The organism is Corallococcus terminator (assembly GCF_003611635.1).
Lineage (GTDB): Bacteria > Myxococcota > Myxococcia > Myxococcales > Myxococcaceae > Corallococcus > Corallococcus terminator.
In genome coordinates, this window is the sequence record NZ_RAVZ01000158.1 from 1 (window position 1) to 21760 (window position 21760).

The 21760-nt window shown below is 70.1% G+C and carries 19 protein-coding genes; 10 read left to right on the forward strand and 9 right to left on the reverse strand.

The window, feature by feature from the left end; translation table 11 throughout:
• Positions 1-50 precede the first annotated feature (50 nt).
• Positions 51-1457, reverse strand: coding sequence for a sigma-54-dependent transcriptional regulator (locus D7V88_RS22140; protein WP_120542646.1), 1407 nt, complete (start codon positions 1455-1457; stop codon positions 51-53).
• Positions 1458-1596: 139 nt separating this feature from the next.
• Here D7V88_RS22140 and D7V88_RS22145 point away from each other — a divergent pair, with 139 nt between their 5' ends.
• Complete coding sequence (locus D7V88_RS22145) at positions 1597-2166, forward strand: NUDIX hydrolase (RefSeq protein WP_120542647.1); 570 nt, start codon at positions 1597-1599, stop codon at positions 2164-2166.
• A 32-nt stretch (positions 2167-2198) separates the two neighbouring features.
• Here D7V88_RS22145 and D7V88_RS22150 read toward each other — a convergent pair whose 3' ends face one another.
• Complete coding sequence (locus D7V88_RS22150; RefSeq protein WP_120542648.1) at positions 2199-3680, reverse strand: sensor histidine kinase; 1482 nt, start codon at positions 3678-3680, stop codon at positions 2199-2201.
• A gap of 611 nt (positions 3681-4291) precedes the next feature.
• On the opposite strand from D7V88_RS22150, the gene D7V88_RS22155 reads away from it, so the two are divergent.
• On the forward strand, positions 4292-6016 hold the full coding sequence (locus tag D7V88_RS22155) for a hypothetical protein (protein WP_147448810.1): 1725 nt from the start codon (positions 4292-4294) through the stop codon (positions 6014-6016).
• 9 nt (positions 6017-6025) lie between these two features.
• Positions 6026-6805, forward strand: a complete 780-nt coding sequence (locus D7V88_RS22160; RefSeq protein ID WP_147448811.1) for a hypothetical protein — start codon at positions 6026-6028, stop codon at positions 6803-6805.
• Between the two features lie 4 nt (positions 6806-6809).
• Here the strand turns inward: D7V88_RS22160 and radA are convergent, their stop codons facing one another.
• The gene (gene radA, locus D7V88_RS22165; protein ID WP_120542651.1) at positions 6810-8171 is read right to left on the reverse strand and encodes a DNA repair protein RadA; all 1362 of its coding nucleotides are present in this window, start codon (positions 8169-8171) and stop codon (positions 6810-6812) included.
• A gap of 178 nt (positions 8172-8349) precedes the next feature.
• Between radA and D7V88_RS22170 the strand changes: the two genes are divergently transcribed.
• From D7V88_RS22170 to D7V88_RS22200, 6 genes are all read left to right on the forward strand, one after another.
• Positions 8350-8619, forward strand: coding sequence for a GlsB/YeaQ/YmgE family stress response membrane protein (locus tag D7V88_RS22170; protein ID WP_120542652.1), 270 nt, complete (start codon positions 8350-8352; stop codon positions 8617-8619).
• A 201-nt stretch (positions 8620-8820) separates the two neighbouring features.
• Positions 8821-9846 (forward strand): biotin synthase BioB, encoded by a 1026-nt coding sequence (gene bioB / locus D7V88_RS22175; protein ID WP_120542653.1) that lies wholly within the window; start codon positions 8821-8823, stop codon positions 9844-9846.
• Positions 9843-11027, forward strand: coding sequence for an 8-amino-7-oxononanoate synthase (gene bioF / locus D7V88_RS22180; RefSeq protein WP_120542654.1), 1185 nt, complete (start codon positions 9843-9845; stop codon positions 11025-11027). The genes bioB and bioF overlap by 4 nt, the downstream gene beginning before the upstream one ends.
• Positions 11014-11709 carry a dethiobiotin synthase gene (gene bioD, locus D7V88_RS22185; RefSeq protein WP_120542655.1) on the forward strand — a complete coding sequence of 232 codons (696 nt, stop codon included), beginning with the start codon at positions 11014-11016 and terminating at the stop codon, positions 11707-11709. Before bioF ends, bioD begins: the two co-directional genes overlap by 14 nt.
• Positions 11710-11824: 115 nt before the next feature.
• Positions 11825-12103: a hypothetical protein gene (locus D7V88_RS22190; protein ID WP_120542656.1), complete on the forward strand. Its 279-nt coding sequence runs from the start codon at positions 11825-11827 to the stop codon at positions 12101-12103.
• The gene (locus D7V88_RS22200) at positions 12100-13419 is read left to right on the forward strand and encodes a pyridoxal phosphate-dependent aminotransferase (RefSeq protein ID WP_244238308.1); all 1320 of its coding nucleotides are present in this window, start codon (positions 12100-12102) and stop codon (positions 13417-13419) included. Before D7V88_RS22190 ends, D7V88_RS22200 begins: the two co-directional genes overlap by 4 nt.
• 5 nt (positions 13420-13424) lie before the next feature.
• Here D7V88_RS22200 and D7V88_RS22205 read toward each other — a convergent pair whose 3' ends face one another.
• The 3 genes from D7V88_RS22205 to D7V88_RS22215 all read right to left on the reverse strand — a co-directional run bounded on the left by D7V88_RS22205 (position 13425) and on the right by D7V88_RS22215 (position 17626).
• Entirely contained in the window at positions 13425-14861 is a 1437-nt protein-coding gene (locus tag D7V88_RS22205) for an ABC transporter substrate-binding protein (RefSeq protein ID WP_120542657.1), read from the reverse strand.
• Entirely contained in the window at positions 14861-15694 is an 834-nt protein-coding gene (locus D7V88_RS22210; RefSeq protein ID WP_120542658.1) for a tetratricopeptide repeat protein, read from the reverse strand. Before D7V88_RS22210 ends, D7V88_RS22205 begins: the two co-directional genes overlap by 1 nt.
• 138 nt (positions 15695-15832) lie before the next feature.
• Positions 15833-17626 (reverse strand): phosphoenolpyruvate carboxykinase (GTP), encoded by a 1794-nt coding sequence (locus D7V88_RS22215; RefSeq protein WP_120542659.1) that lies wholly within the window; start codon positions 17624-17626, stop codon positions 15833-15835.
• Between the two features lie 257 nt (positions 17627-17883).
• Here D7V88_RS22215 and D7V88_RS22220 point away from each other — a divergent pair, with 257 nt between their 5' ends.
• Positions 17884-19686 carry an SLC13 family permease gene (locus tag D7V88_RS22220; RefSeq protein WP_120542660.1) on the forward strand — a complete coding sequence of 601 codons (1803 nt, stop codon included), beginning with the start codon at positions 17884-17886 and terminating at the stop codon, positions 19684-19686.
• A gap of 15 nt (positions 19687-19701) precedes the next feature.
• On the opposite strand, the gene D7V88_RS22225 is transcribed toward D7V88_RS22220, so the two are convergent.
• From D7V88_RS22225 to D7V88_RS22235, 3 genes are all read right to left on the reverse strand, one after another.
• Positions 19702-20325, reverse strand: a complete 624-nt coding sequence (locus D7V88_RS22225; protein WP_120542661.1) for a MiaE family protein — start codon at positions 20323-20325, stop codon at positions 19702-19704.
• 122 nt (positions 20326-20447) lie between these two features.
• A complete protein-coding gene (locus D7V88_RS22230) occupies positions 20448-21287 on the reverse strand; it encodes a GNAT family N-acetyltransferase (protein WP_120542662.1) in 840 nt (279 codons plus the stop codon).
• A 40-nt stretch (positions 21288-21327) separates the two neighbouring features.
• Positions 21328-21760 (reverse strand): AgmX/PglI C-terminal domain-containing protein (locus D7V88_RS22235; RefSeq protein WP_147448812.1); only part of this gene is annotated, 433 nt, incomplete at its 5' end.

Consider the following 21760-nt stretch of genomic DNA (forward strand, 5'->3'; position numbering starts at 1 on the left):
ACGGATTTCCGAGGCGCGGGGGGCTCAGGGCTTGGCTTCAGGCTTCGGCTTCAGGCCTCTTCCGGGCGCTCTCCCCGGGGGAGGAAGCCGTACTTCTCCAGCTTGTAGTACAGCGCGGAGGTCTTGATGCCCAGGAGCCGGGCCGTCTCCGTCTTCACGCCGCCGGCCTTCTCGTAGGCGCGGGCGATGAGCTGGCGCTCCAGGTCCTCCAGGATTTCGGGCAGGGGGCGGTCGCCCTGGGGCACGGGCAGCCCGGCGTCCATGCGCGGCGTCTGGCCGGACAGGTGCGGGGGCAGGTCCGCGGGGGTGAGCGTTTCGCCCTCGGCGAAGACGAGCGACTGCTCCATCGCGTTCTCCAACTCGCGCACGTTGCCGGGCCACGCGTGGCGGGTGAGGGCGTGCAGCGTGGCGTCCTCGATGCCGGTGACGCGCCGGTTCACCCGGGGCGCGTGCTTGGCGACGAAGTGGCGGGCGAGCGCGGTGATGTCCTCGGGGCGCTCGCGCAGGGGCGGCAGGGTGAGCGGGACGATGTGCAGCCGGTAGTAGAGGTCCTCGCGGAAGCGGCCCGCCTTCACCTCCGCCTGGAGGTCTCGGTGGGTGGCGCTCACCACGCGCACGTCCACCTTGAGGGTCTCTTCTCCGCCCACGCGTTGCAGCTCCTTCTCCTGGAGCACGCGCAACAGCTTGGTCTGCACGGAGGAGGGAATCTCTCCAATCTCATCCAGGAAGAGGGTGCCGCCGTCGGCCAGCTCGAAGCGGCCGAGCTTGCGCTTCACCGCGCCGGTGAAGGAGCCCCGCTCGTGGCCGAACAGCTCGCTCTCCAGCAGGGTCTCCGCCAGGGCCGCGCAGTGCACCACGACGAAGGGCCCATCCCGGCGGGGGGACTGCTGGTGGATCATCCGGGCGACCAGCTCCTTGCCGGTGCCGCTCTCTCCGCGCACGAGCACGGTGGCGTCGCTGGCGGCCACCTTGCGCACCTGCCCGAGCAGCTTCTGCATGGGCTCGCTGTCGCCCACGATGTCGCGGTGGGTGAGGGCGGCGTCGGCGTCATGCGCGTCGGTGCGGGCGGTGAGGCGCTCCACCTGTCGGCGCGTGGCGGACAGCTCCAGGCCCTTGTCCACCTTGGCGCGCAGCACCTCCGGGGGGAAGGGCTTGGTGATGAAGTCGTAGGCGCCCTCCTGCATGGCCTGGACGGCGGTCTCGATGGTGCCGAACGCCGTCACGACCATCACCACCGAGGCCGGGTCCAGTTGCTTGAGGGCGCGCGTGACGGCGATGCCGTCCATGCCGTCCATCTTCAGGTCGGTGACGACCAGGTCGAACGGGGCCTTCTTGTACGCGGCCAGTCCGTCCGCGCCGCTCTTCACGGCGGACACGGTGTGGCCGGAGCGGGTGAGGGTGACGGTCATGCCCTCGCGGAGGGTGTCGTGGTCGTCGATGACGAGGATGCGCGCCATGGCCTGCTCACCTGCTCGAAGGGTCCGCCGGAAGGACGCACCTTGGGGGTGGCACCCTACACCGGACCGGGACGGCCGCACGTCCGGCGAGGTGAAAGCGCTGGCGTCCCCCGCGTGCCGTGTGTCTAAACCCTGGCGCATGGCTGATGCTTCCACCGCCCTCGTCGAACTGCTCGCGCGCCACGTCCCCCAGGACGACAAGGAGCGCGAGGACCTGTCCCGCATGCGCCACTTCGCCACGTCGCTGGGGGAGCCCTTCTCCCGCGCGCAGGCCGAAGCGCACTTCACCGGCAGCGCGGTGGTGGTGGATCCCACGGGCGCGAAGGTGGCGCTCTTGCACCATGCGAAGCTGAAGCGCTGGTTGCAGCCCGGGGGACACGCGGAGTCCGGGGATGGAGGCGACATGGAGGCCACCGCCCTGCGCGAGGCCCGCGAGGAGACCGGGTGCCGCGTGCACCTGCACCCCACCGCGCCGCGCCCGCTGGACGTGGACATCCACACCATCCCCGCGCGCAAGGACGAACCCGAGCACCGGCACCTGGACGTGCGCTACCTCGTGGTGGCGGAAGACCCTGAAGCGCTCGCGCACGATCCCGCGGAGTCGTTCGGCATCCAGTGGCTGTCCTGGGACGAGGCGCTGGCTCGCGGGGATGAGGCACCGCTGCGACGCATGTTGAGCAAGGCGCGTGAGGCCCTGGGGGCTGGGTGAAAGTCGTAGGCGGAAGCTCTCGAAGGGGAGCCTCAGGGCAGCGCTCGCGCCTCCTGTGAATCTGGGGTGCAGGGCAGCGTGAGCGTGAAGACGGTGTTGCCCGGGGTGGAGCGCAGGGCGAGCTCGCCTCCGTGTGCGCGGACGATCTTCCGCGCGAGGGGCAGGCCCAGGCCGGTGCCCTGCTCGCGGGTGGTGAAGAAGGGCTCGAAGATGCGTTCGCGTTCGGCCTCAGGGACGCCGGGCCCGGAGTCCTGGACGTCGATGGCATAGCCGCCGTCGCGTCGCTGTCCGCGGATCTTCACGCGGCTGCCGCCGGGCGCGGCCTGCACGGCGTTCTTCACCAGGTTCACGAGCGCGGCGGTGAGCAGGCTTCCGTCCGCCTCCAGGTGCGCGGGCGCTGCGTCCACGTCCAGGGTCACGCCCTTGCCGCTGGCTTCCATGGAGAGCAGCTCGCAGGCGCTCGACACGAGGTCGGGCGCTTCCATGGGCGCGCGTGCCAGGGGTTGTTCGCGGGCGAAGGCGAGGAAGTCCTCCACGATGCGCTGGAGGTAGGTGACCTCTCGCTGGATGCGATCCACGTGGCTGCCGGCATCCGCGTGGGCACCCGCGCGCAGGTCTTCCTGGAGGAGGCCTGAGAAGAGCGCGATACCGCCCAGGGGATTGCGCACCTCATGGGCCACGCCCGCGAGCATGAGCTTGAGCTGTCGGTCCCGGCTCTCCAGGGCGCCGCGCATGACCTCCAGCTCACGCGCGAGCACGCCAATCTCCCGGGTGGGCTCCGGCGGCACGGGCGTGGTCAGGTCACCCCGGCCGATGCGCAGCGCGGAGTCCATCAGCCGCCGCAGCGGACGGGCCAGTCCCCGGGCGGTGAGCAGCGCGATGAAGGCGAGCGCGACGAGCGCCACGACGCTGGCCATGGCGAAGGTGCGCCAGAGTCGGCGCAGCGGGCCGAAGAAGGCCGCGCTGCCCTCCACGCCAATGGCACCCACCACCTGACCGTCCTGGACCACGGGTGCGTAGCCCGTCTTGTAGAGCAGGCCGTCGGAGCCGGTGAAGAGCACCTGACTGGCGGCGCGCTTGCCGGCGAGGACACGGGTCAATTCCAGACGGTCGCGCGCGAGCTCCGGCACCTCGGTGCCCACGGGCAGGTTGCCGCCCACGTCGGTGCGCACGCGACCCTGCGCGTCCACCGCGTACACGCGGCGCACCCCGCTGGCGGTGCGCACGCCGTCGAGCAGCCGCACGAGGTTGCGCCAGGTGCGGGTGCCGGACACGTCGTCGCCGGGTTCGATGGTGAGCATGCGCTCGCCGCTGACCTGGCTGGCGGTGGCGGCGGCGAGCGCGGAAAGGCTCGATCCCAGTTCGTCCTCCAGGCTCGCGCGAGCGAGCGCGTACACGGAGGCTCCCGCCAGCGCGAGGAAGAGCAGGGTGGGCAGCAGGAACGCCACCAGCAGCCGTGCCGACAGCGAGCCCAGCGCGTCCCGCAGGCGGGAGGAAAGGGGGCGATGCGTCATCCGGGCGGCGCTCCTCGTGTCACGCATCAAACGGCATGCCCCGGGCCATGACCAGCAATCGTTCTGCGCGCACGGCGATGAAAGACGTGGGGCCGGAGTGCTTCGGGAACCCGCGCGGGCACGGTGGTGTCTGAACGGCCGGAGCCATTCAGGACGTGAGGTCGAGGATGAACGTCCGGGGGAAATGCGTGTCGCGGCACGCATTGGGGCCGCGCGTCAGGAGCCGCTCCGGACGCGCCGGGGGTCCACGAGGTCGTGGGCGCTGTGGTCAACACATGTCGCGGTACGAGTCCTGTCCGCGCGTCGGATGAATTCCTGACGCCCCGTCTCCGCGGATGCGTGGTGGGGCCGGCAGGTGAAACGTGTCACCCCAGGCGTTGGTTCCTCGCGTCAGGGGAGCGAACGCCTGACGGCAGACAGTGCCGTGGATGTTCCCAGGGAAAAGACATGTCGCGCGCGTGTCGGGTCTTCGCGGCGATGAACGGTCCAGATGCACTGGATGCTGACGCGAATGCGCCGGAGGAGGAATGCGTGTCGCGGCACGCGTCAGGAAGCGCCTCACGGGGCACGTCAGTGCTGATTGATATTTGAAAGTGCTGGGGAGGCAGGACATGCCGGATGGACGTCTGGGGCGTTTCGGCGGAAGTCTGGTGTTGATGCTGCTGCTCTCGGCGTGCACCACGGCGGGCTCGGGTGCGATGCCGGTGGGGCAGCATGGCTACACGCGCTATCACAGCGCTTCGCCGCCTCCGTTCCCTCGTGAGCGCCGGGGCACGGGTGGCTCGGGCGGCACGGTGGGAACCGTGGGTGGAGCCATCCTGGGTCGCTATCTCGCGTTCATCAATGAGAAGCGGGCGGAGTTGAGGAAGCCCGCGGTGACGGAGACGGAGCGTCAGGCGGGCCACGCCGCGCTGAATGAGCTGTTCCTCTGGGCCCTTGCACGGACCGAGGAGCAGCTCGCGGCGGACTCACCGTTGGAGGTCTACCTGCGCATGAAGGTCGGGAACGCGCAGCGCCAGCGCGAGGACGGGGCGCATTCGTCGCAGGTGGACGCGAAGCTGGACGAGTACCACCGCTGGGCGGATGCGCGCGGCCGTGCCTTGGCCGAGGCGCACTTCCGCAGGCTCGGGACGGACGGACTGCTCACCGAGAGCGCGCTGTACGAAGAGACGCAGCGGGCGCTGGTGGAGGCGGTGCTCGACTGGGCCTACGCGCACACGCTGGATCCGGACTTCGTGCGCAAGAGTCCCAGCGAGGTGGCGCTCTACCTGCTGGCGCGCCACAGCCTGCTGGCCTCGGCGGTGGAAGCAGGCCGCCTCGCGCCCCCGACGTGGGACCCGAGCCGGGAACCGCCGGGCATTCCTCCTGAGGAACTCGTGTTTGAGATTGCGGTGGGTCTGCTGCCCGTCGCCGGGGAAGTGGCGGATGTGAAGGGCGTGGTGCTTGGGGAAAGCATCCTGGGCTATCCGCTGACGGACGGAGAGCGGTTGCTGTGCGCGGTGAGCGTGGCGCTGCCGGTGGTGTCGGGGCGCCTGTTGTCGGAAGGCGCGCAGGGCGTGGAGCGCGTGGCGCTGTCGACAGGCCGGAGCCTGCGCGAGGTGCAGGTGTTGCAACGGGTGGTGCAGCACCTGTCACCCCAGGATGCGCAGGAGATCCGCCGGGTATTGCGAGCCGCGGCGCGCGGTGATGCGGTGTCCGCGGAGGATGTGGCGAAGCTGCAAGCCGTGGCGAAGCGGCTGGAGTCCCCGCTGGCGGAGGCGGGCCGCGTGCTGGCACAGGGTAAGCGCGTGGCGCTGGTGGGCTCCCGGGTGACGGCGGAAGGCGCGCGGCTGGTGCCGGGCAGCGCGGAGCATCTGGCGCAGGCGTGGGTGGACTACCAGTTCCGTCATCCGACGAAGTACCCCCGCATCCAGTACGCGGTGGATCCGGAGTGGGAGCGGCTCTACCAGACGGTCATCAAGAACAAGGGCGCGGGCAGTGAGTTCGAGCAGGCTGTGCTCCAAAGCAGGAACTACCCGAAGAACACAAGCCTGTTGTTGCCTCCACCTGGGAGTTCGGCCCAGGGGTTCGTTCCGGATTCCGTGCTGGGGAAACCGAGCGACCTTGTCTGGGGCCAGCCCTACAACTTCGTCGAGGTGAAGGGGCGTGCGGAGTTGTCGCTAACGGGCAACCTGGAGGCCATGATGGGCTACGTCGGCAGGTACGGTGGTTCCCTCGAGCTCTGGATCCGTTCATCCAAACACCCGGCGGGTATGACCCAGCTCACCGGGCCCCTAAACAGGAGATTGGTATTTCTCCGTGGACGAGGCCAGGCGACGATCAAGCCCTTCCCGTGAGGACAGGTGATGGCCCTGCGGTATTTCACAACAGACTTCCACCTTCCCCCCGGTGTTCCCGGGACGAGCACCGTCCGTGAGTTGGTCCAGCGGTTCTTCTCGGAGCACCGGTGGTTCCAGCCCGTGCGTTTCGGGGGCGGTGGCCTGTCTGAGCGTCTGGCGCCCGGGCCCTTCGACCCGGAAGCCCTGGTGGCCCGCTACGACGAGTTCAAGAGCTTCATGCTCGGCGCGAAGACGGATCGGGACTTCCTCCACTTCCATCCGGCGCGCCACGACAGGTACCCCTTCACCGGCAAGTTCACCTGGATGACGTCCGTCGCGGAGGCGAAGAAGCCCGGTTGGCGCGAAGCCCACCTGCGGCAGGTCGTTGAAATCATGCACCTGCTGGGCTCGCCCCTCGTCCAGGCCGGGCTCGATGCCGACTTCAACCGCAAGACCCAGCGCATCGTGCCGAACGAGGATGGCTTCGGCTCCACGCTGATCTTCAACGTGCGCGACTACAGCGAAGGCCTGGATGGCCTCTACTGGCGCAACATCTTCGGCGCCCCCTTCGTGAAGCTCTTCGGCGCACGCCTGGATGCGATTTCCCCCGAACAGCGACAAGCCCTGGACGGCGGCCTCGTGCTCGTCCAGCCCTACGAACTGCCCAGCCAGGCCATGACTCCGGACGGCGACGCCGCCGAGGCCCGGCTCATCGCCACCCTGGGACCCGCGTCCTTCTACGACCACCAGACGAACGCCATGCCCCTGCGCGTGCCCGACGTGTCCTCACTGCCTCGCGTGTCCTGAACCGTCAGTCGAACATCGCGGCCAGCGCTTCGCTCAGCGTCTCCACGCCCACCACCTGCATCTTCGTCTTCTCCAACCGCCGCGCGCTGCCGGCGGGCATCACCACCCGCTGGAAGCCCATCTTCGCGGCCTCCGCGAGCCGGGGTTCCACCTGGCCCACCGCGCGCACCTCACCCGCGAGCCCCACCTCTCCCAGCACCAGCGTCTTCGGATCCAACGGCCGGTTCTGCAGGCTGCTCACCAGCGCCGCGCACACCGCCAGGTCGCACGCCGGTTCACTCAACTGCATGCCGCCCGCCACGTTGACGAACAGGTCGCAGCCCACCAGCGGAATCTCCTCCTTCTTCTCCAGCACCGCCGCCAGCAGCGCCACGCGGTTGCCGTCCACGCCAATGGCCGTGCGCCTCGCCGTGCCGTAGCCCGTGGGCGCCACCAGCGCCTGCACCTCCACCAGCAGCGGACGCGTGCCGTTGAGCGTGCTCGTCACCACGCTGCCGGACTTGCCCTGGGGCCGCTCGGAGAGGAACAGCGCGGACGGATCCGCCACCTCCATCAGCCCCGCGCCCTTCATCTCGAAGACGCCAATCTCGTTGGTGCTGCCGAAGCGGTTCTTGTGCGCGCGCAGCAGGCGGAACGGGTGGCCCCGTTCGCCCTCGAAGTAGAGGACCGTGTCCACCATGTGCTCCAGCACCCGGGGACCCGCGATGGAGCCTTCCTTCGTCACGTGCCCCACCAGGAATGTGGGCACCCCGCTGCGCTTGGCGAACGCCATCAGCCGGCCCGCCACCTCGCGCACCTGGGTGATGCTGCCCGGCGCGTTGCCCAGCTCCGGCAGGTACATGGTCTGGATGGAGTCCACCACCAGCGCCTGGGGCTTCAGCGCCTCCGCCGCGGCCAGCACCCGGTCCGCGTCCGTCTCCGCGAACAGGTGGATGTTCTCGCTCTCCACCCGCAGGCGCTCGGCGCGCATCTTCGTCTGCCGCAGGCTCTCTTCACCCGACACGTAGAGCACCGGCCCGTGCCGCGCCAGCTTGTCCAGCGCCGCCAGGAGCAGCGTGGACTTGCCGATGCCCGGGTCTCCTCCCAGGAGCACCAACGAGCCGCCCACCACACCGCCGCCCAGCACCCGGTCGAACTCGGCGATGCCCGTGCGCCGGCGCACCTCCGTCTCCCCCGTCACGTCCTGGAGCTTCACCGGCCGCGAGGCCCCGCCCGACGCGCCCCACGCCGGGCGCTTGTCGTCCACCTTTGCTTCCGTCTCCTCCAGGAGCGAGCTCCAGGCGCCGCAGTCCGGGCACTTCCCGAGCCACTTCGCCGTCTGGTAGCCGCAGGCCTGACAGGTGTAGTGCGTCTTCGCCTTCGCCATGGGTTGAGGTGTCTAGCCCAGACCCCTGACGTTTCCTCGTCCCGTGTGAGGCCACGGCAGGGGAGCAGGCAAGCTCACCATCCAGGATCAGGTAGCGAGTTGCCCTACAGGGAGGGGCAACCCAGTTTCTGGTCCACGGGCGTCGCACAGAGCGGGCCCCCACACAGGGGAGGTTGTCATGGGGATTATCGCGTTTCTGGTGATTGGTCTGGTCGCGGGTCTGATTGCTCGAGCCATCATGCCGGGGAACCAGTCGATGGGGCTCATCGCCACCACGCTGCTGGGTATCGCCGGTTCGTTCGTCGGTGGCTTCGTCGGTTCGTTGTTCTCCAGTGACGGTCGCGTCTTCGACCTCCACCCCACGGGCCTGCTGTTCTCCGTCCTGGGCGCACTGGCCGTGTTGTTCCTCGTGGGCCTCGCCGGCCGCGGTCGCCGCGTCCACGTCTAGCCACGCAGGGTCTTCCCCGCCGATGAGGCGGGAGACAGCACGAGGGACGTCCGTCACGCACGGACGTCCCTTCGTCTTTGCGGGCTCTCGCTTTCGCCTCGGGCAGGCATCGTCAACCCCCTGGCGCGATGGCGTTGACAATGGGCTTTGGGCCACGCACCGTCGGGCCCCTGACGTCCCTGCTCCAGGAGCCGAGCCCGCATGTCCGAGTCCGCCGAGTCCTTCCACGGCCACGCCCACCACGCCGCCCCTGCCCCGGAAGGGGTGACGGTGCGACACGACTGGTCGCTCGCGGAGGTTCGCGCGCTGTACCAGTTGCCGCTGCTGGATCTGGTGCACAAGGCGCAGACGGTGCACCGGCAGGTGTTCGTGGAGAACAAGGTGCAGTTGTGCTCGCTGCTCTCCATCAAGACGGGTGGATGTCCGGAGGACTGCGCGTACTGCCCGCAGGCGGCGCGCTACAAGACGGGCGTCAAGGCGGAGAAGTTGATGGCGGTGCCGGAGGTGCTGGCCGCCGCGACGCAGGCCCGTCAGGCCGGGGCCACGCGCTTCTGCATGGGCGCGGCGTGGCGTGAGGTGAAGGACGGTCCGCAGTTCGACAGCGTGCTGGAGATGGTGCGCGGCGTCCGGGCCCTGGGCATGGAGGCGTGCGCGACGCTCGGCATGCTGTCCGAGAGCCAGGCGAAGCGCCTTCGCGAGGCGGGCCTGTCCGCGTACAACCACAACCTTGACACGTCGCCGGAGCACTACGGCGACATCATCTCCACCCGCACCTTCGATGACCGGCTGCGCACGCTCGACCGGGTGCGCGACGCGGGCATCTCCGTGTGCTGCGGCGGCATCATCGGCATGGGTGAGTCGGTGGATGATCGCTGCAACCTCTTGCGCACGCTGGCCAACCAGGAGGTCCACCCGGAGTCGGTGCCCATCAACGCGCTCGTCCCCGTGGAGGGCACGCCGCTGGCCGAGCAGCACCGTGTCGAGACGGTGGACATGGTGCGCACCATCGCCACCGCCCGCCTGCTGATGCCCCAGGCCATGGTGCGCCTGTCCGCGGGCCGCATGCAGATGAACGAGGAGGCGCAGTTGCTCTGCATGCTCGCGGGCGCCAACTCGCTCTTCTTCGGGGAGAAGCTGCTCACCACCGGCAACCCCGAGTACACCCAGGACATGGCGCTCCTGGAGAAGGCGGGCATCCGCCCCCTGGAGCCCCGGCAGGACCGGTGAAGTCCGCCGGCCCGGTCGCGGATGGCTGGGCGCGCGAGGACCTGGAGGCCCTGTCCGCGAAGGGCCTGCGTCGCGTGCTCGAACCGCTCGACTCACCCCAGGGCGCCGAGGTGCGCCTGGGGGACGAGCGGCTGATCAACTTCTCCTCCAATGACTACCTGGGCCTCGCGGCGTCGCCCGCCGTGCGCGCCGCCGCCGTGTCCGCGCTGGAGCGCTACGGCGTGGGCACTGGCGCGAGCCGCCTGGTGGTGGGGGACATGGTGCCGCACCAGCAGTTGGAGGCGCGGCTGGCCCGCTTCGAGCGCGCGGAGGCGGTGCGCCTCTTCAACTCCGGCTATGCGGCCAACACCGGCATCCTCCCCGCGCTGGTGGGGCCCGGTGACGCTGTCTTCTCCGACGCGCTCAACCACGCGTCCCTGGTGGACGGCTGCCGGTTGTCGCGCGCTCGCGTCGTCGTCTATCCGCACGCGGATGCTGGTGCGCTGGCGCGGGCGCTCGCGGACACGCCGGCCCGGCGCAAGCTGGTCGTCACCGACAGCGTCTTCTCCATGGATGGAGACGTGGCGCCCCTGCGGGAGTTGGTGGAGGCGTGCGAGGCCCACGGCGCCGCGTTGATGGTGGACGAGGCGCACGCCACCGGCGTCCTGGGCCCGAGGGGCGCGGGGCTGTGCGAGGCGCTGGGCCTGGAGGACCGCGTGGACCTGCGCATGGGCACGCTGAGCAAGGCGCTGGGCGGGCTGGGGGCGTATGTGGCCACCTCGCGCGCGGTGGCGGATCTGCTGGTGAGCCGTGCTCGGCCCTTCGTCTATTCCACCGCGCTGCCCGCGGCCCTGTGTGCCGCCGCCGCATGCGCGGTGGATCTGGTGGAGCACGACCCGACCTTGCGTGAGCGGTTGTGGGGACACGTCCACCGTTTCACCGCGGGGCTGCGCGTGCTGGGACTCCCAGCGGAAGCGCGGAGCGCCATCTTCCCGGTCATCCTGGGCGAGCCCGCGCGGGCCATGGACGCGGCGAAGCGCCTGCGGGAAGCGGGGCTGCTGGTGAAGGCCATCCGTCCGCCCACCGTGCCCGAGGGCACCAGCCGGCTGCGCTTCTGCCTCTCCGCGGCCCATTCGACCGACCACATCGACCTGGCGCTGGAGGCGTTGCGCCGGGTGGGAGTCTCCCGTGTCCAGTCCTGAACCCCGCTTCTTCGTCACCGGCACGGACACCGGAGTGGGCAAGACGCAGGTGTCGTGCGCGCTCCTTTCGCTGATGCGGGACGCGGGCCTGTCACCCCAGGGGTTCAAGCCCTACGAGAGCGGCTGTGCATCCCTGAAGGCCCCGTCGGACGCACTGGCGATGCGAGAGGCCGCGGGCAGCACGCTGCCGGTGGAGGCGGTGTGTCCGCACCGCTTCCGCGCGCCGCTGGCTCCGGGCATCGCGGCCCACCGGCTGGGGCAGGAGCCGGACTGGCGGGTGACGCTCGCGGCGTGGAAGCGACTGAAGGACGGAGCGGTGGTGGTGGAGGGGGCAGGGGGGCTGTTCGTCCCGGTGGATTCGAAGCGCGACGTGGTGGACCTGATCCAGACCTTCGGCCTGCCGGTGGTGTTGGTGGCGCGGGCGGGGCTGGGCACGCTCAACCATGTGGCCTTGTCACTGGAAGCGCTGGCGTCAAGGAAGCTGTCCGTGCGCGCGGTGGTGCTGTCGCGAGGGGTGCCGGGAAGCGACCTGGCGGAGCGGGACAACCGACGCTACCTGGAGGCCCGACACGGGGTGGAGGTGCTGGGTCCAGTGCCGCATGTGGAGGACGCGCGCAGGCGCCATCTGGCGTTCCGGCGGGCGCTGGCGCCGCTGGTGCCCGAACGCGCGCGGGCCCGATAAATCGGCCTCCGCCGCGTTCGGCTTTCGGGCGCGTGCTACAGGTCACGCAAGTTTTCGCGTGGTGGTGGCCGCGAAATGGACGACCCGTTTGTTCCGCGCGAGAAAGCCGGCACGAATGGCGGACATCATCGACATCACGCTCCTCGCGGACGTCCGACGCTTCTTCCAGAAGCTCATCGAACAGCGCGGGCTGTCCTACTTCCTCCAGAAAGACGGTCCCCGGCTGTTTCAGCTTGAGCCTTCCAAGGTCGAGTTGGTCCTCCGCACCGCGATGCGCACCCGTAACCCGGAGCTTCCACAACCGCACGAGAAGGCCATCGAGCACTGCCGGCAGGAGCTGCGCCGCGAGCTCATCCGCCGCGTGGCCACGGCCATGCTGCAGACGGGGCTGTGAGCCGCTTCTCGCTCCGCACCGCCTTTGCGCGCACGCCCAATCCGCTGTCCCAGGCCGCAGCCGAGCGCCAGTCGCGCGGGCTGCCCCTGCTGGATCTCTCGGAGACCAACCCCACCCGCGTCGGGCTGCCCCTGCCCGATCCGGCCCTCCTGATGTCCGGAGCGCAGCGGATCCGCGCTCCGTCCAACACACCCGCTGACCCCGCCGGGTACGGCCCGCCCGCGACGGAAGCGCTCGCCGCATCCGGCCTCCACGCTCCGGAGGGACGAGGGGTTCGTGATCCGTCCGCGCACCGTCACGATGCCCCCGGAGCCAGTCCCTTCCTCTACGCCCCGGAGCCCTTCGGCCTGCCCTCCGCGCGCGAGGCTGTGGCCGGCCACCTGTCCACGCGGGGCGCGCCCGTCTCCGCCGCGCACGTCGTCCTCGGCGCCAGCACCAGCGAGGCTTACGGCTGGCTCTTCAAGCTCCTGTGCGACCCGGGCGACACCGTGCTCGTCCCCGCGCCCGGCTATCCGCTGCTGGACGTGCTGGCGCGCCTGGAGGGCGTCCACACGCGCCCCTACCGGCTGCCCTCCGTGCACGGCTTCGGCCTGGACGTGGGCGCGGTGGAGGCGGCCATCGACGCGCGCACCCGCGCGGTGCTGGTGGTGAACCCCGGCAACCCCACCGGCCACTTCCTCCACGCGGGCGAACTCCAGGCGCTCGCGGACGTGTGCGCGCGCCATGGCCTGGCGCTCCTCTGCGATGAGGTGTTCTCCGACTTCGCCTGGGACACCGAAGCGGACAGGGTGACATCCGTGGCGGGCCTGCCCCTGCCGTGCCTCACCTTCGCCCTGTCCGGCCTGTCCAAGGTGGCGGGCCTGCCCGGCCTCAAGCTGTCATGGCTGCACGTGGGCGGCCCCTCGTGCCTGCGCGACGAGGCCCTGGCCCGGCTGGAGGACGTGGCGGACGCGGCCCTGTCCGTGGGCACGCCCGTGCAGCTCGCCCTGCCAGGGCTGCTGGCCCATGCGCCGCGCTTCCAGCAGGCCCTGCTGGCGCGCGTGAAGGGCAACCGGGAGCGGCTGGTCGCGGCGCGCCCGAAGGACGCGGCCTGGGACGTGGTGCCCGCGCACGGAGGCTGGAGCGCGGTGCTGCGCATCCCGCTTCAGCCCGGCGAGGAGGCCACCTGCTTGCGCCTCCTCGCGGCCGGCGTGCGCGTGCAGCCGGGCTACTTCTACGACTTCGGCGGCGGTGCGTACCTCGTGCTGTCGCTGCTGCCGACGCCCGAGGTCTTCACCGCCGCGCTCGCACCGCTGGTGCGCGAACTCACCGCCTGACGCTGTCAGTCCGCCGGCGGGGTGATGAGCTGCAGCGTGCGGAAGCCGTTGGTCTCCACCTTGAACAGCTCGTACGGCGAAGGCGCCTCACCCGTGTCGCTGTTGAAGTCCAGATCGCCGCTGGCGCCGCGCACGTTGATGATCTTGCCCTGGCGCAGCTCATCGCGCGCGCCGGTGAACCCCACCGGGCCCAACTGGTAGCTGTTCACCGTCGCGCCCGCGGCGGGCGTCATCTTCGTGAGCCCCTCCGCGATGCGGGTGCCGGTGACGGCCTGCGGGTTGGCCAGGTCGTTGCCCACCGCGTACGCCGCGCCCAGCGTCACCACGTACATGGCGTCGTAGGCATGCGCGGTGAACGAGAACTGCCCCGGATCCACCTTGTAGGCGGTGGTGAAGCGGTCCGCGAAGAGCTTGTACGTGGAGTCGTTGGGCCGCGCGGACGCGGGCGCCGTGCCGTAGGCGCCGACGATCTCGTTCTTGTTCGAGCCCAGGCTCGTCAGCAGCGTGGGGTCCTTGCTGGCGTCGGTGAGGAACCACCGGTTGTTGTTCGTCACGGACACGCCCGCCGTCGCCGCCTGCGGCAGGAGGCGCGCGTTGTCTTCCGTGAAGCCCGCGAGCACCGTCAGGTCCGGCTTGAAGTTGACCAGCCGGGTCACCGCGCCCGTCACGTCGCCGCCGCGCTCGTACTGCGCGCCATCCAGCGTCTTCGTGGTGAGCCGGTCCAGCAGCGACGAATACAGGCCCTGGCCGTAGGTGTCGTTCACGTACGCCACGCCCACCTTGTTCGGCGAGGTGAACGTCACGCCCGGATCATTGATGACCGTGGTGCCCCGCAGCACGTCCGCGATGACGCGGCCCTGGAGGACGTCCGACGGCGTCGTGCGCCACACCAGACCCACCGCGCCACCGTTCTTGTCCTCCAGCAGGGTGAAGGCCGCGCTGGTGGCCGTGTGGCTCATCAGCAGCACGCCCTTGGGGATGGTGATGGAGCTGATGCCGATGGTCTGCGCGCTGCCCGCGCTGAACACCGCCACCGCCTGCTTGTCGTTCACCAGCCAGCGCGCCTGCGTCTTGGCCGTCTCCACGTCCGCCTGCGTGTCGCAGATGTACATGACGAACTGCCGGCCACCCACGCCCTCCAGCGCGTTCACCTCGTCGAGCGCCAGCTTCAGGCCGTTGAGGCGCTGCTGCTCGATCTCCGCGTTGCCGCTGCGGTTGGTGAGCGGCACCAGCGCGCCCAGCGCGATGGTGTTCGCCGCCGACGTGGCGCCCACCACCTGGCCGCACCCCGCGGGCTGCGGCAGGCAGAAGCCCGCCGTACAGACGCTGTTGGTGCCGCAGTCACTGCTCGTCACACATTCGGACAGGCCGCCCGCCGTGGTGAAGCTGCACCCGGAGGTCAACAGCGCCATGCCCAACGTCATCATTCCCAGCGCGCGCATCAGAAGTGGACCTCCATGCCAGCCCCGAGCCCGCGCGGCGCGAGCGTCACGCGGACCTCGCCCTGCGTGGGGGGACCTTCTTTGGGATACAGGATGATGGCGGTGATGGCTCCCGCGAGCCCCACGCCGAAGCCGATGTCCGCGAGCAGCGCCTTGCTCTTCGTGCTGTCCGAGAACGTTTCCTTGTCTTCCAGCGTGGAGGCGTTGTCGAACTGCTCACGCGCATCCCGCGCCTGCATGCCGAACAGCACGCCCGCGCCCACGCCCAGCACCGCCACGCCGCCCACCGCGAAGGCGCCAATGCGCTGCCGCTGGTAGGACTTCAGCGCGCGGTCGTACTCCGCCTGCCGCTGACGCGAGCTGTCGTCCTCCGCGCGTCGGGCCGCCAGTTGCTCCTCTTCCGCCTGCTTCCGGGCCGCTTCCGCTTCGCCCTCCAGCCGCTTGCGGTCCGCGTCCGCCGTCGCCTGCGCCTGGTCCTCACGGTCCAACTGCACCCGCAGCCGGTCGATGGCGCGGTTGCTGTTCTTCAGCAGGGCGGGGTTGGTGTCCTCGCTGTTGGACGTGACGTACTGGCGATACCAGGTCATGGCCTCGCGCGGCTCGCCCGCGTACTCCAGCGCCACGGCGATGTTGTACATGAGCTGCGGATGGGGCTGCGCCTCGTGCGCCTGTTTCAGCGCGTCGGCGGCCTCTTTGTACTTCCCCGCGTCATAGAGGCGTTTGCCTTCCTTCAGCAGCGCCTGAACATTGGGGGCCTTGGTTCCGCCCCGCTGCGCCAGGGCCGAGCCCGGCGCCAGCGCGAGCGCCAGCGACAACACGAAAACCAGTCTCATGGGACGAAGAGCCTAGCGCCGAACACTCCGGCCGTCGAAGTGGCGACCCCACCAAATGCACCGGGGCCGCCCACACCCCCCTGTTTCCAGGGGGAGCGGAGCGGCCCCGATGGGCCCGTCCCAGGTGCTACAGGGCGGTCAGCCGTCCAGGCGCGCGATGAGCAGCTTGCGCTGGAGCATCAGGGCCTCGGGGGCCTTGGTGCCCAGTTGCTCGAAGAAGACCTCCTGGCTCTTGAGCTCGGACTTCCACTCGTCCTCCTTGATGGAGGTGGCCTCGGCGACGGCCTCCTTGGACAGGTCCAGGCCCTCCAGGTTGAGGCCCTGGTCCTGGCGCGGCACCCAGCCCAAGAGCGTCTCCTGGGTGGGGACGCGGCCGTGGACGCGGTTCACGATCCACTCGAGGACGCGCATGTTGTCCCCGAAGCCCGGCCAGATGAACTTGCCGTTCTTGTCCTGGCGGAACCAGTTCACCTGGAAGATCTTCGGCAGTTGCGGGATGGACTTCTGCATGTCCAGCCAGTGCTGGAGGTAGTCGCCCATGTGGTAGCCGCAGAAGGGCAGCATGGCCATGGGGTCGCGGCGCACCACGCCCACCTTGCCGGTGGCCGCGGCCGTCGTCTCCGAGCCCATGGTGGCGCCCAGGAACACGCCGTGGGTCCAGTTGAAGGCCTGGATGACCAGCGGGACCGTGTTGGAGCGGCGGCCGCCGAAGATGAGCGCGCTGATGGGCACGCCCATGGGGTCGTTGGCGTGGGTGCTGAGCACCGGGTTGTTGCTCATGGGCGCGGTGAAGCGGCTGTTCGGGTGCGCCGCCTTCTCCGCGCTGCCCTTCTTCCAGGGCTTGCCCTGCCAGTCGGTGAGCTCCTCGGGGACCTCGCCGTCCTTGCCCTCCCACCACACGTCGCCGTCGGCCGTGAGGGCCACGTTCGTGAAGAGGGTGTCCTTGGCGATGGTCTCCATCGCGTTGGGGTTGGTCTTGAAGTTGGTGCCCGGCACCACGCCGAAGTAACCGGCCTCCGGGTTGATGGCGTACAGGCGGCCATCCGGACCGGGGCGCATCCAGGCGATGTCGTCGCCGACCGTTTCGATCTTCCAGCCCTTGTACTCCTTGGGCGGGATCATCATCGCGAAGTTCGTCTTGCCGCACGCGGACGGGAAGGCGGCGGCGACGTAGGTCGTCTCACCCTTGGGGCTGGTGACGCCCAGGATGAGCATGTGCTCCGCGAGCCAACCCTCTTCACGGCCCAGGTAGCTGCCGATGCGCAGCGCGAGGCATTTCTTGCCCAGCAGCACGTTGCCGCCATATCCCGAGCCGAAGCTCCAGATGGTGTTGTCCTGGGGGAAGTGGCAGATGTAGCGGCGGTCCGGGTTCACGTCGCCCGTGGAGTGCAGGCCGCGGTTGAAGTCGTCGCTGTCGCCCAGCATGTCCAGGGCGGCCTTCCCCATGCGCGTCATGATCCGCATGTTGAGGACCACGTAGTTGCTGTCCGTCAGCTCCACGCCGATCTTCGTGAAGGGGCTGCCCAGCGGGCCCATGGCGTAGGGCACCACGTACATCGTGCGGCCCTTCATGCAGCCTTCGAACAGGTGGCCCAGCTTCGTGTACGCGGCCTCCGGGTCCATCCAGTTGTTGGTGGGGCCGGCGTCCGTCTTGTTGGGCGTACAGATGAACGTGAGGTGCTCGACGCGCGCCACGTCGTTCGGGTTGGAGCGGTGCAGGTAACAGCCCGGGCGCTTCTCCGGGTTCAGCGGGATGAGCGTGCCTTCCGCCACGGCCTGTTCGGTGAGGCGCTTCTTCTCCGCCTCCGAGCCGTCACACCAGACGATGCTGTCCGGCTGGGTCATCGCGGCCATCCGGGCCACCCACGCCAGCAGCGTGGGGTTCTTCGTGGGCGCCTGCTCGGTGGCGGCTGCCGCGTGCGTCGAAGTCATGGGGTTTTCCTCGGGGTGTCTCATGAGCGGATCTCCCGCGTACCGGTTCACAAAGGGGGCGAGAACCTACCAGCGGAAGAACACCAAACCTTCTCGGCTGGCGGCCCAAAAGCAACTGACGTCCGGCAGTCAACCGGACTTTCGACCGCTCTGGCCTAATTCCACTTATCAGCGCCCGGGCGCCCATCAGTAAACGGCGCGGTGCGGCACACTCTGCCAGCGCGTCGCGTCGTGCCCATGTTGGGCCCCCAACCTCCATGTCCATCGCCCTTGTGCTGGCTGTCATCGTCGTCGCGCTGGTCCTCTTTTCCATTGAATCCATTCCGCTGGAATTCACCTCGCTGACGGTGGTGTGCCTGCTGGCGCTGAGTGGGGTGCTGACCCCGGCGCAGGCGTTCGAGGGCTTCAGCAACGACACGGTCATCTTCATCTTCACCCTGCTGGCGATGACGCAGGGGCTGGCCTCCACGGGCGTGGTGCAGATGGTGGGGCAGCGGATGGCCTTCTTCGCGCGCTTCGGCCACCAGGCGTTCGTGCTGGCGATGATGGGCGTGGTGGCGGTGTTCTCCGCCTTCATCTCCAACACGGTGACGACGGCGGCCTTCCTGCCGGTGGCCATTGGCGCCGCGCAGCGGGCGAAGGTGCCGCGCAGCAAGGTGCTGCTGCCGCTGGCGTACGCGTCCATGCTGGGCGGTACGGTGCTGCTCTTCGGCACGTCCACGAACCTGGTGGTGTCCGCGGCGCTGGTGCGGCAGGGGATGCCGGGCATCGGCGTGACGGAGCTGGCGCCGGTGGGGGTTCCGGTGGTGGTGCTGGGCATTGGCGTGGTGGTGCTGCTGGGGCGCTGGCTGCTGCCGTCGCGCGAGGGCAAGCCCGGCACGGAAGGGTGGGCGCTGCGCGACTACCTCACGGAGGCGGTGCTGCCCCGGGACTCGCGCTACGTGGGCAAGCCGCTGGCGGAGATCAGCGAGGGGTTGGGCCTGCGCGTGATTGGCATCGTGCACGAGGGCAAGACGCGCTCCGCGCAGCCTTCGTACGTGCTGACGGGCGAGGAGCGGCTGCTCGTGGAGGGCAAGCGCGAGGACATCCTTCGGGTGAAGGACCTGCGGGGCATCGAATTGCGGCCGGACGTGCGGCTGTCGGACGAGGAGCTGGAGGCGCCGGAGTCCCTCCTGGCGGAGGTGAGCGTGCCTCCCGGCAGTCCGCTGGTGGGGCGCAGCCTGAAGGAGACGCTCTTCGCGGAGCGCTTCGGACTGGTGGCGCTGGCGCTGCACCGCCGGCCCGCCATCCAACGCCTCACCAAGCTGCAACTGCTGGGGCGCTCCTTCCGCGACCACACCCTGTCCACGCTGCCCCTGGCGGTGGGGGATGTGCTGCTGTTGCGCGGGCCGCGCCAGAAGGTGGCGGAGCTGGCGCCGGGCACCAGCCTGATGGTGCTGGAGGGCCACGAGTACGAACCGCCGCGCTACGCGAAGGCGCTCCTGGCGGTCATCATCTTCCTGGGCGCGCTGGGCGCGGGTTCGGTGGGGTTGTTGCCGCTGTCGGTGGCGGGGCTCGCCGGCATGCTGGCGATGATCGCCACGGGCTGCGTGGACGCGCGCACCGCGTTCCGCGTGGACTGGCGGGTGGTGCTGCTCATCGGCGCCATGATGGCGCTGGGGCTGGCCATGGAGGTGAGTGGCGCGGGGAAGTTCGTCGGCGACCACGTGGCCCGGCTGGGGACGTACGGGGGGCCTCGCGCGGTGCTGGCGCTGTTGATGGTGCTGACCATCGTGCTGTCGGCGCCCATGTCCAACCAGGCTGCGGCGCTGGTGGTGCTGCCTGTCGCGCTCAACGCGGCCACGCAGCTTGGCGTGGACGTGCGCCCCTTCGCCATGGGCGTCACGTTGGCGGCGAGCTGTTCGTTCATCACCCCGCTGGAGCCCAGTTGCGTGCTCGTCTATGGGCCCGGCCACTACCGCTTCACCGACTTCTTCCGGCTGGGCACGCCGCTGACCGCGGTGCTGGTGGTCTTCCTCGTCGTGGCGGTGCCCTGGGTGTGGCCGTTCGCCGGGCCCTGAGGGGGCTGGCGCGGGTCAGTGGATGGCGGCGCGCAGGCCCACGGCCGCGAGCACCTGGGACTCCTGGGCCAGTAGGTGTTGCAGGCGCGCATCGACCCCTGCTTCGTCTCCGCCCGATGCAGTGACGGCCAGCCGGTGGAACAGGGACTGGTGGCCGTCCTCGGACTGCGCCAGCTCTCCGTAGAACCGCGCGAGCGCCGGGTCGGTGAGTCCTTCGGCGAGCAGGGACAGCCGTTCGCAGGAGCGCGCTTCGATGATGGCGGCGACGAGCAGCCGGTCCACGCGCCGCTCCGGGGCGGGGGTGCGCACGTGCTTCTGGAGGCCCTGCGCGTACGGGTCCCCCGCGTCCTTCGTGAGGGTGAGGCCGCGCGCGGCCATCAGGTCCAGCACGCGGGCCAGGTGGGCGCTCTCCTCGCGGGCCAGCCGGGCCATCTGCGCGGGCAGGCCGGGCAGGTCCGGGTAGGCCTGGAGCATGGACAGCGCGTTGGCGGCGGCCTTCTTCTCGCAGTGCGCGTGGTCCACCAGCACCGCGTCGAAGTTCGCCAGGGCCAGCGGCAGCCAGCCGGGGTCCGTGGGCGCGTGGAGGATGACGGGGCCCGCTCCGGAGAGGGGACGGCGGGTGGGCGTGAGACGGCTCATGCGGGGCGCGACTGTAGGGCATCCGCCGGGTGCCGTGCGCGCGTCTTGGGGCGACCTGCGCTCGCCTCCCCGTGCACGGGCCGGCCGATGCGCTGTCTTCCGTGAGGTGCGGGGGGGCGGGGCTACTCCACCAGCACGAGCCGCTGGGTGCGGCCGGCGTGGTAGCCCACCTTGCGCGCGATGCGGGCGGTGCTCTCGTCGCGCTCGTCGATGCGCATCGCGAGCCGGGGCAGCGAGGACAACAGGTGCCGGGAAATCTGTCCCAGGCACAGCGTGGCGTGGCCTTCGCGGCGGTGGGAGGCCAGCGTGTACATGCCCTCCAGCTCCGCGCCGAACTGCGAGCGGCAGCCGATGTCCACCTTGAAGACGAGCGCGCCGTTCTCCTCCAACACGTAGGTGCGGCGCTGGCGCACGCGCTGGAGCAGGCGGGCCTCGTAGTGGGCCGGGTCTTCCGCCAGCGGGTCGCGCTCCAGGATTTCGCGCACGTAGCCCTGGGCCAGGGGCAGCAGGCGGGGCACGTCCTCTTCGCGGGCCAGGCGCAGGGTGGGGTTGGTGAAGGGCCCCAGGTCGTCCGCGGAGACGCTGAACAGCCGCTGGGTGCGCGACAGGCGCGGCTTGCCCTCGCACAGGCTGCGCACCAGCGCGTCCACCGAGGACTTGTCCCCCACCGTGGCGCGCAGCTTCAGCGACGCGGCGAGCGCGTCCGCGATGACGCCGGTGGCGCTGGCGTCGCTGGCGCTGGGAACCACGAGCCCGCCCTCGCCGCCCACGAAGATGGCCGCGGTGAGCACGCCGCTGTCGAAGCGGCCGTGGAAGGAGAAGGCCGCCTCGCGTGCCGGGGCCGCGATGCCGAACTCCTCCAGCAACCCCAGCAGGTAGAGGTTGTGGACGGCATCCTTCGCCAACAGCGCGCGCAAGGCGTCCGTATGGGAAGGCACGAGCTGTTCGACGGTGACGGGCATGCGCGGGGGAAGGGAGCCGAACCTTACGCGCAACCCGACCTCACGGGCCAGCCTCCCCAGCGGGTCCGAAGCGGAACGGATGGACGACCGTGGCCGTCCCCCCCAACCGGGGGGCCGGGAAGCGCGCGTCCAGGAGCGAGTCCAGCACGCACGCCTGCACCATCGGGTCGGGGATGCTGCTTGCGAGCAGCTCGCCCCGGTTCATCTTTCCGTCCCCGTTCTCCCCTTCCACGGTGAAACGCAACTTCACTTCTTGTGTGCCTGGGTTGCGTTGTGCGGCGTCCTCGAAACATTGCTGCACGAGCGGAGTCACCGCCTGGAGCGCCAGGCGCAGGTCCTCCGCGTCGATGCGTCCGGTAGAGGACTCCACCTGGGGCTCCACGAGCGCCACGCGGCGCGGGTCGGGAGCGCCGGGGCCCGTGCGCGGTGCGACTTCGCGCGGAAGGGCCGGCACCGGTGGGGAGGGCGTGGGG

Bases quoted from the DNA above. Each gene is read 5' to 3' on its own strand.
- D7V88_RS22140 (WP_120542646.1), bottom strand. From the start codon at position 1,457: ATGGCGCGCATCCTCGTCATCGACGACCACGACACCCTCCGCGAGGGC.
- D7V88_RS22145 (WP_120542647.1), top strand. From the start codon at position 1,597: ATGGCTGATGCTTCCACCGCCCTCGTCGAACTGCTCGCGCGCCACGTC.
- D7V88_RS22150 (WP_120542648.1), bottom strand. From the start codon at position 3,680: ATGACGCATCGCCCCCTTTCCTCCCGCCTGCGGGACGCGCTGGGCTCG.
- D7V88_RS22155 (WP_147448810.1), top strand. From the start codon at position 4,292: ATGCCGGATGGACGTCTGGGGCGTTTCGGCGGAAGTCTGGTGTTGATG.
- D7V88_RS22160 (WP_147448811.1), top strand. From the start codon at position 6,026: ATGGCCCTGCGGTATTTCACAACAGACTTCCACCTTCCCCCCGGTGTT.
- radA (WP_120542651.1), bottom strand. From the start codon at position 8,171: ATGGCGAAGGCGAAGACGCACTACACCTGTCAGGCCTGCGGCTACCAG.
- D7V88_RS22170 (WP_120542652.1), top strand. From the start codon at position 8,350: ATGGGGATTATCGCGTTTCTGGTGATTGGTCTGGTCGCGGGTCTGATT.
- bioB (WP_120542653.1), top strand. From the start codon at position 8,821: ATGTCCGAGTCCGCCGAGTCCTTCCACGGCCACGCCCACCACGCCGCC.
- D7V88_RS22190 (WP_120542656.1), top strand. From the start codon at position 11,825: ATGGCGGACATCATCGACATCACGCTCCTCGCGGACGTCCGACGCTTC.
- D7V88_RS22205 (WP_120542657.1), bottom strand. From the start codon at position 14,861: ATGCGCGCGCTGGGAATGATGACGTTGGGCATGGCGCTGTTGACCTCC.
- D7V88_RS22210 (WP_120542658.1), bottom strand. From the start codon at position 15,694: ATGAGACTGGTTTTCGTGTTGTCGCTGGCGCTCGCGCTGGCGCCGGGC.
- D7V88_RS22215 (WP_120542659.1), bottom strand. From the start codon at position 17,626: ATGACTTCGACGCACGCGGCAGCCGCCACCGAGCAGGCGCCCACGAAG.
- D7V88_RS22220 (WP_120542660.1), top strand. From the start codon at position 17,884: ATGTCCATCGCCCTTGTGCTGGCTGTCATCGTCGTCGCGCTGGTCCTC.
- D7V88_RS22225 (WP_120542661.1), bottom strand. From the start codon at position 20,325: ATGAGCCGTCTCACGCCCACCCGCCGTCCCCTCTCCGGAGCGGGCCCC.
- D7V88_RS22230 (WP_120542662.1), bottom strand. From the start codon at position 21,287: ATGCCCGTCACCGTCGAACAGCTCGTGCCTTCCCATACGGACGCCTTG.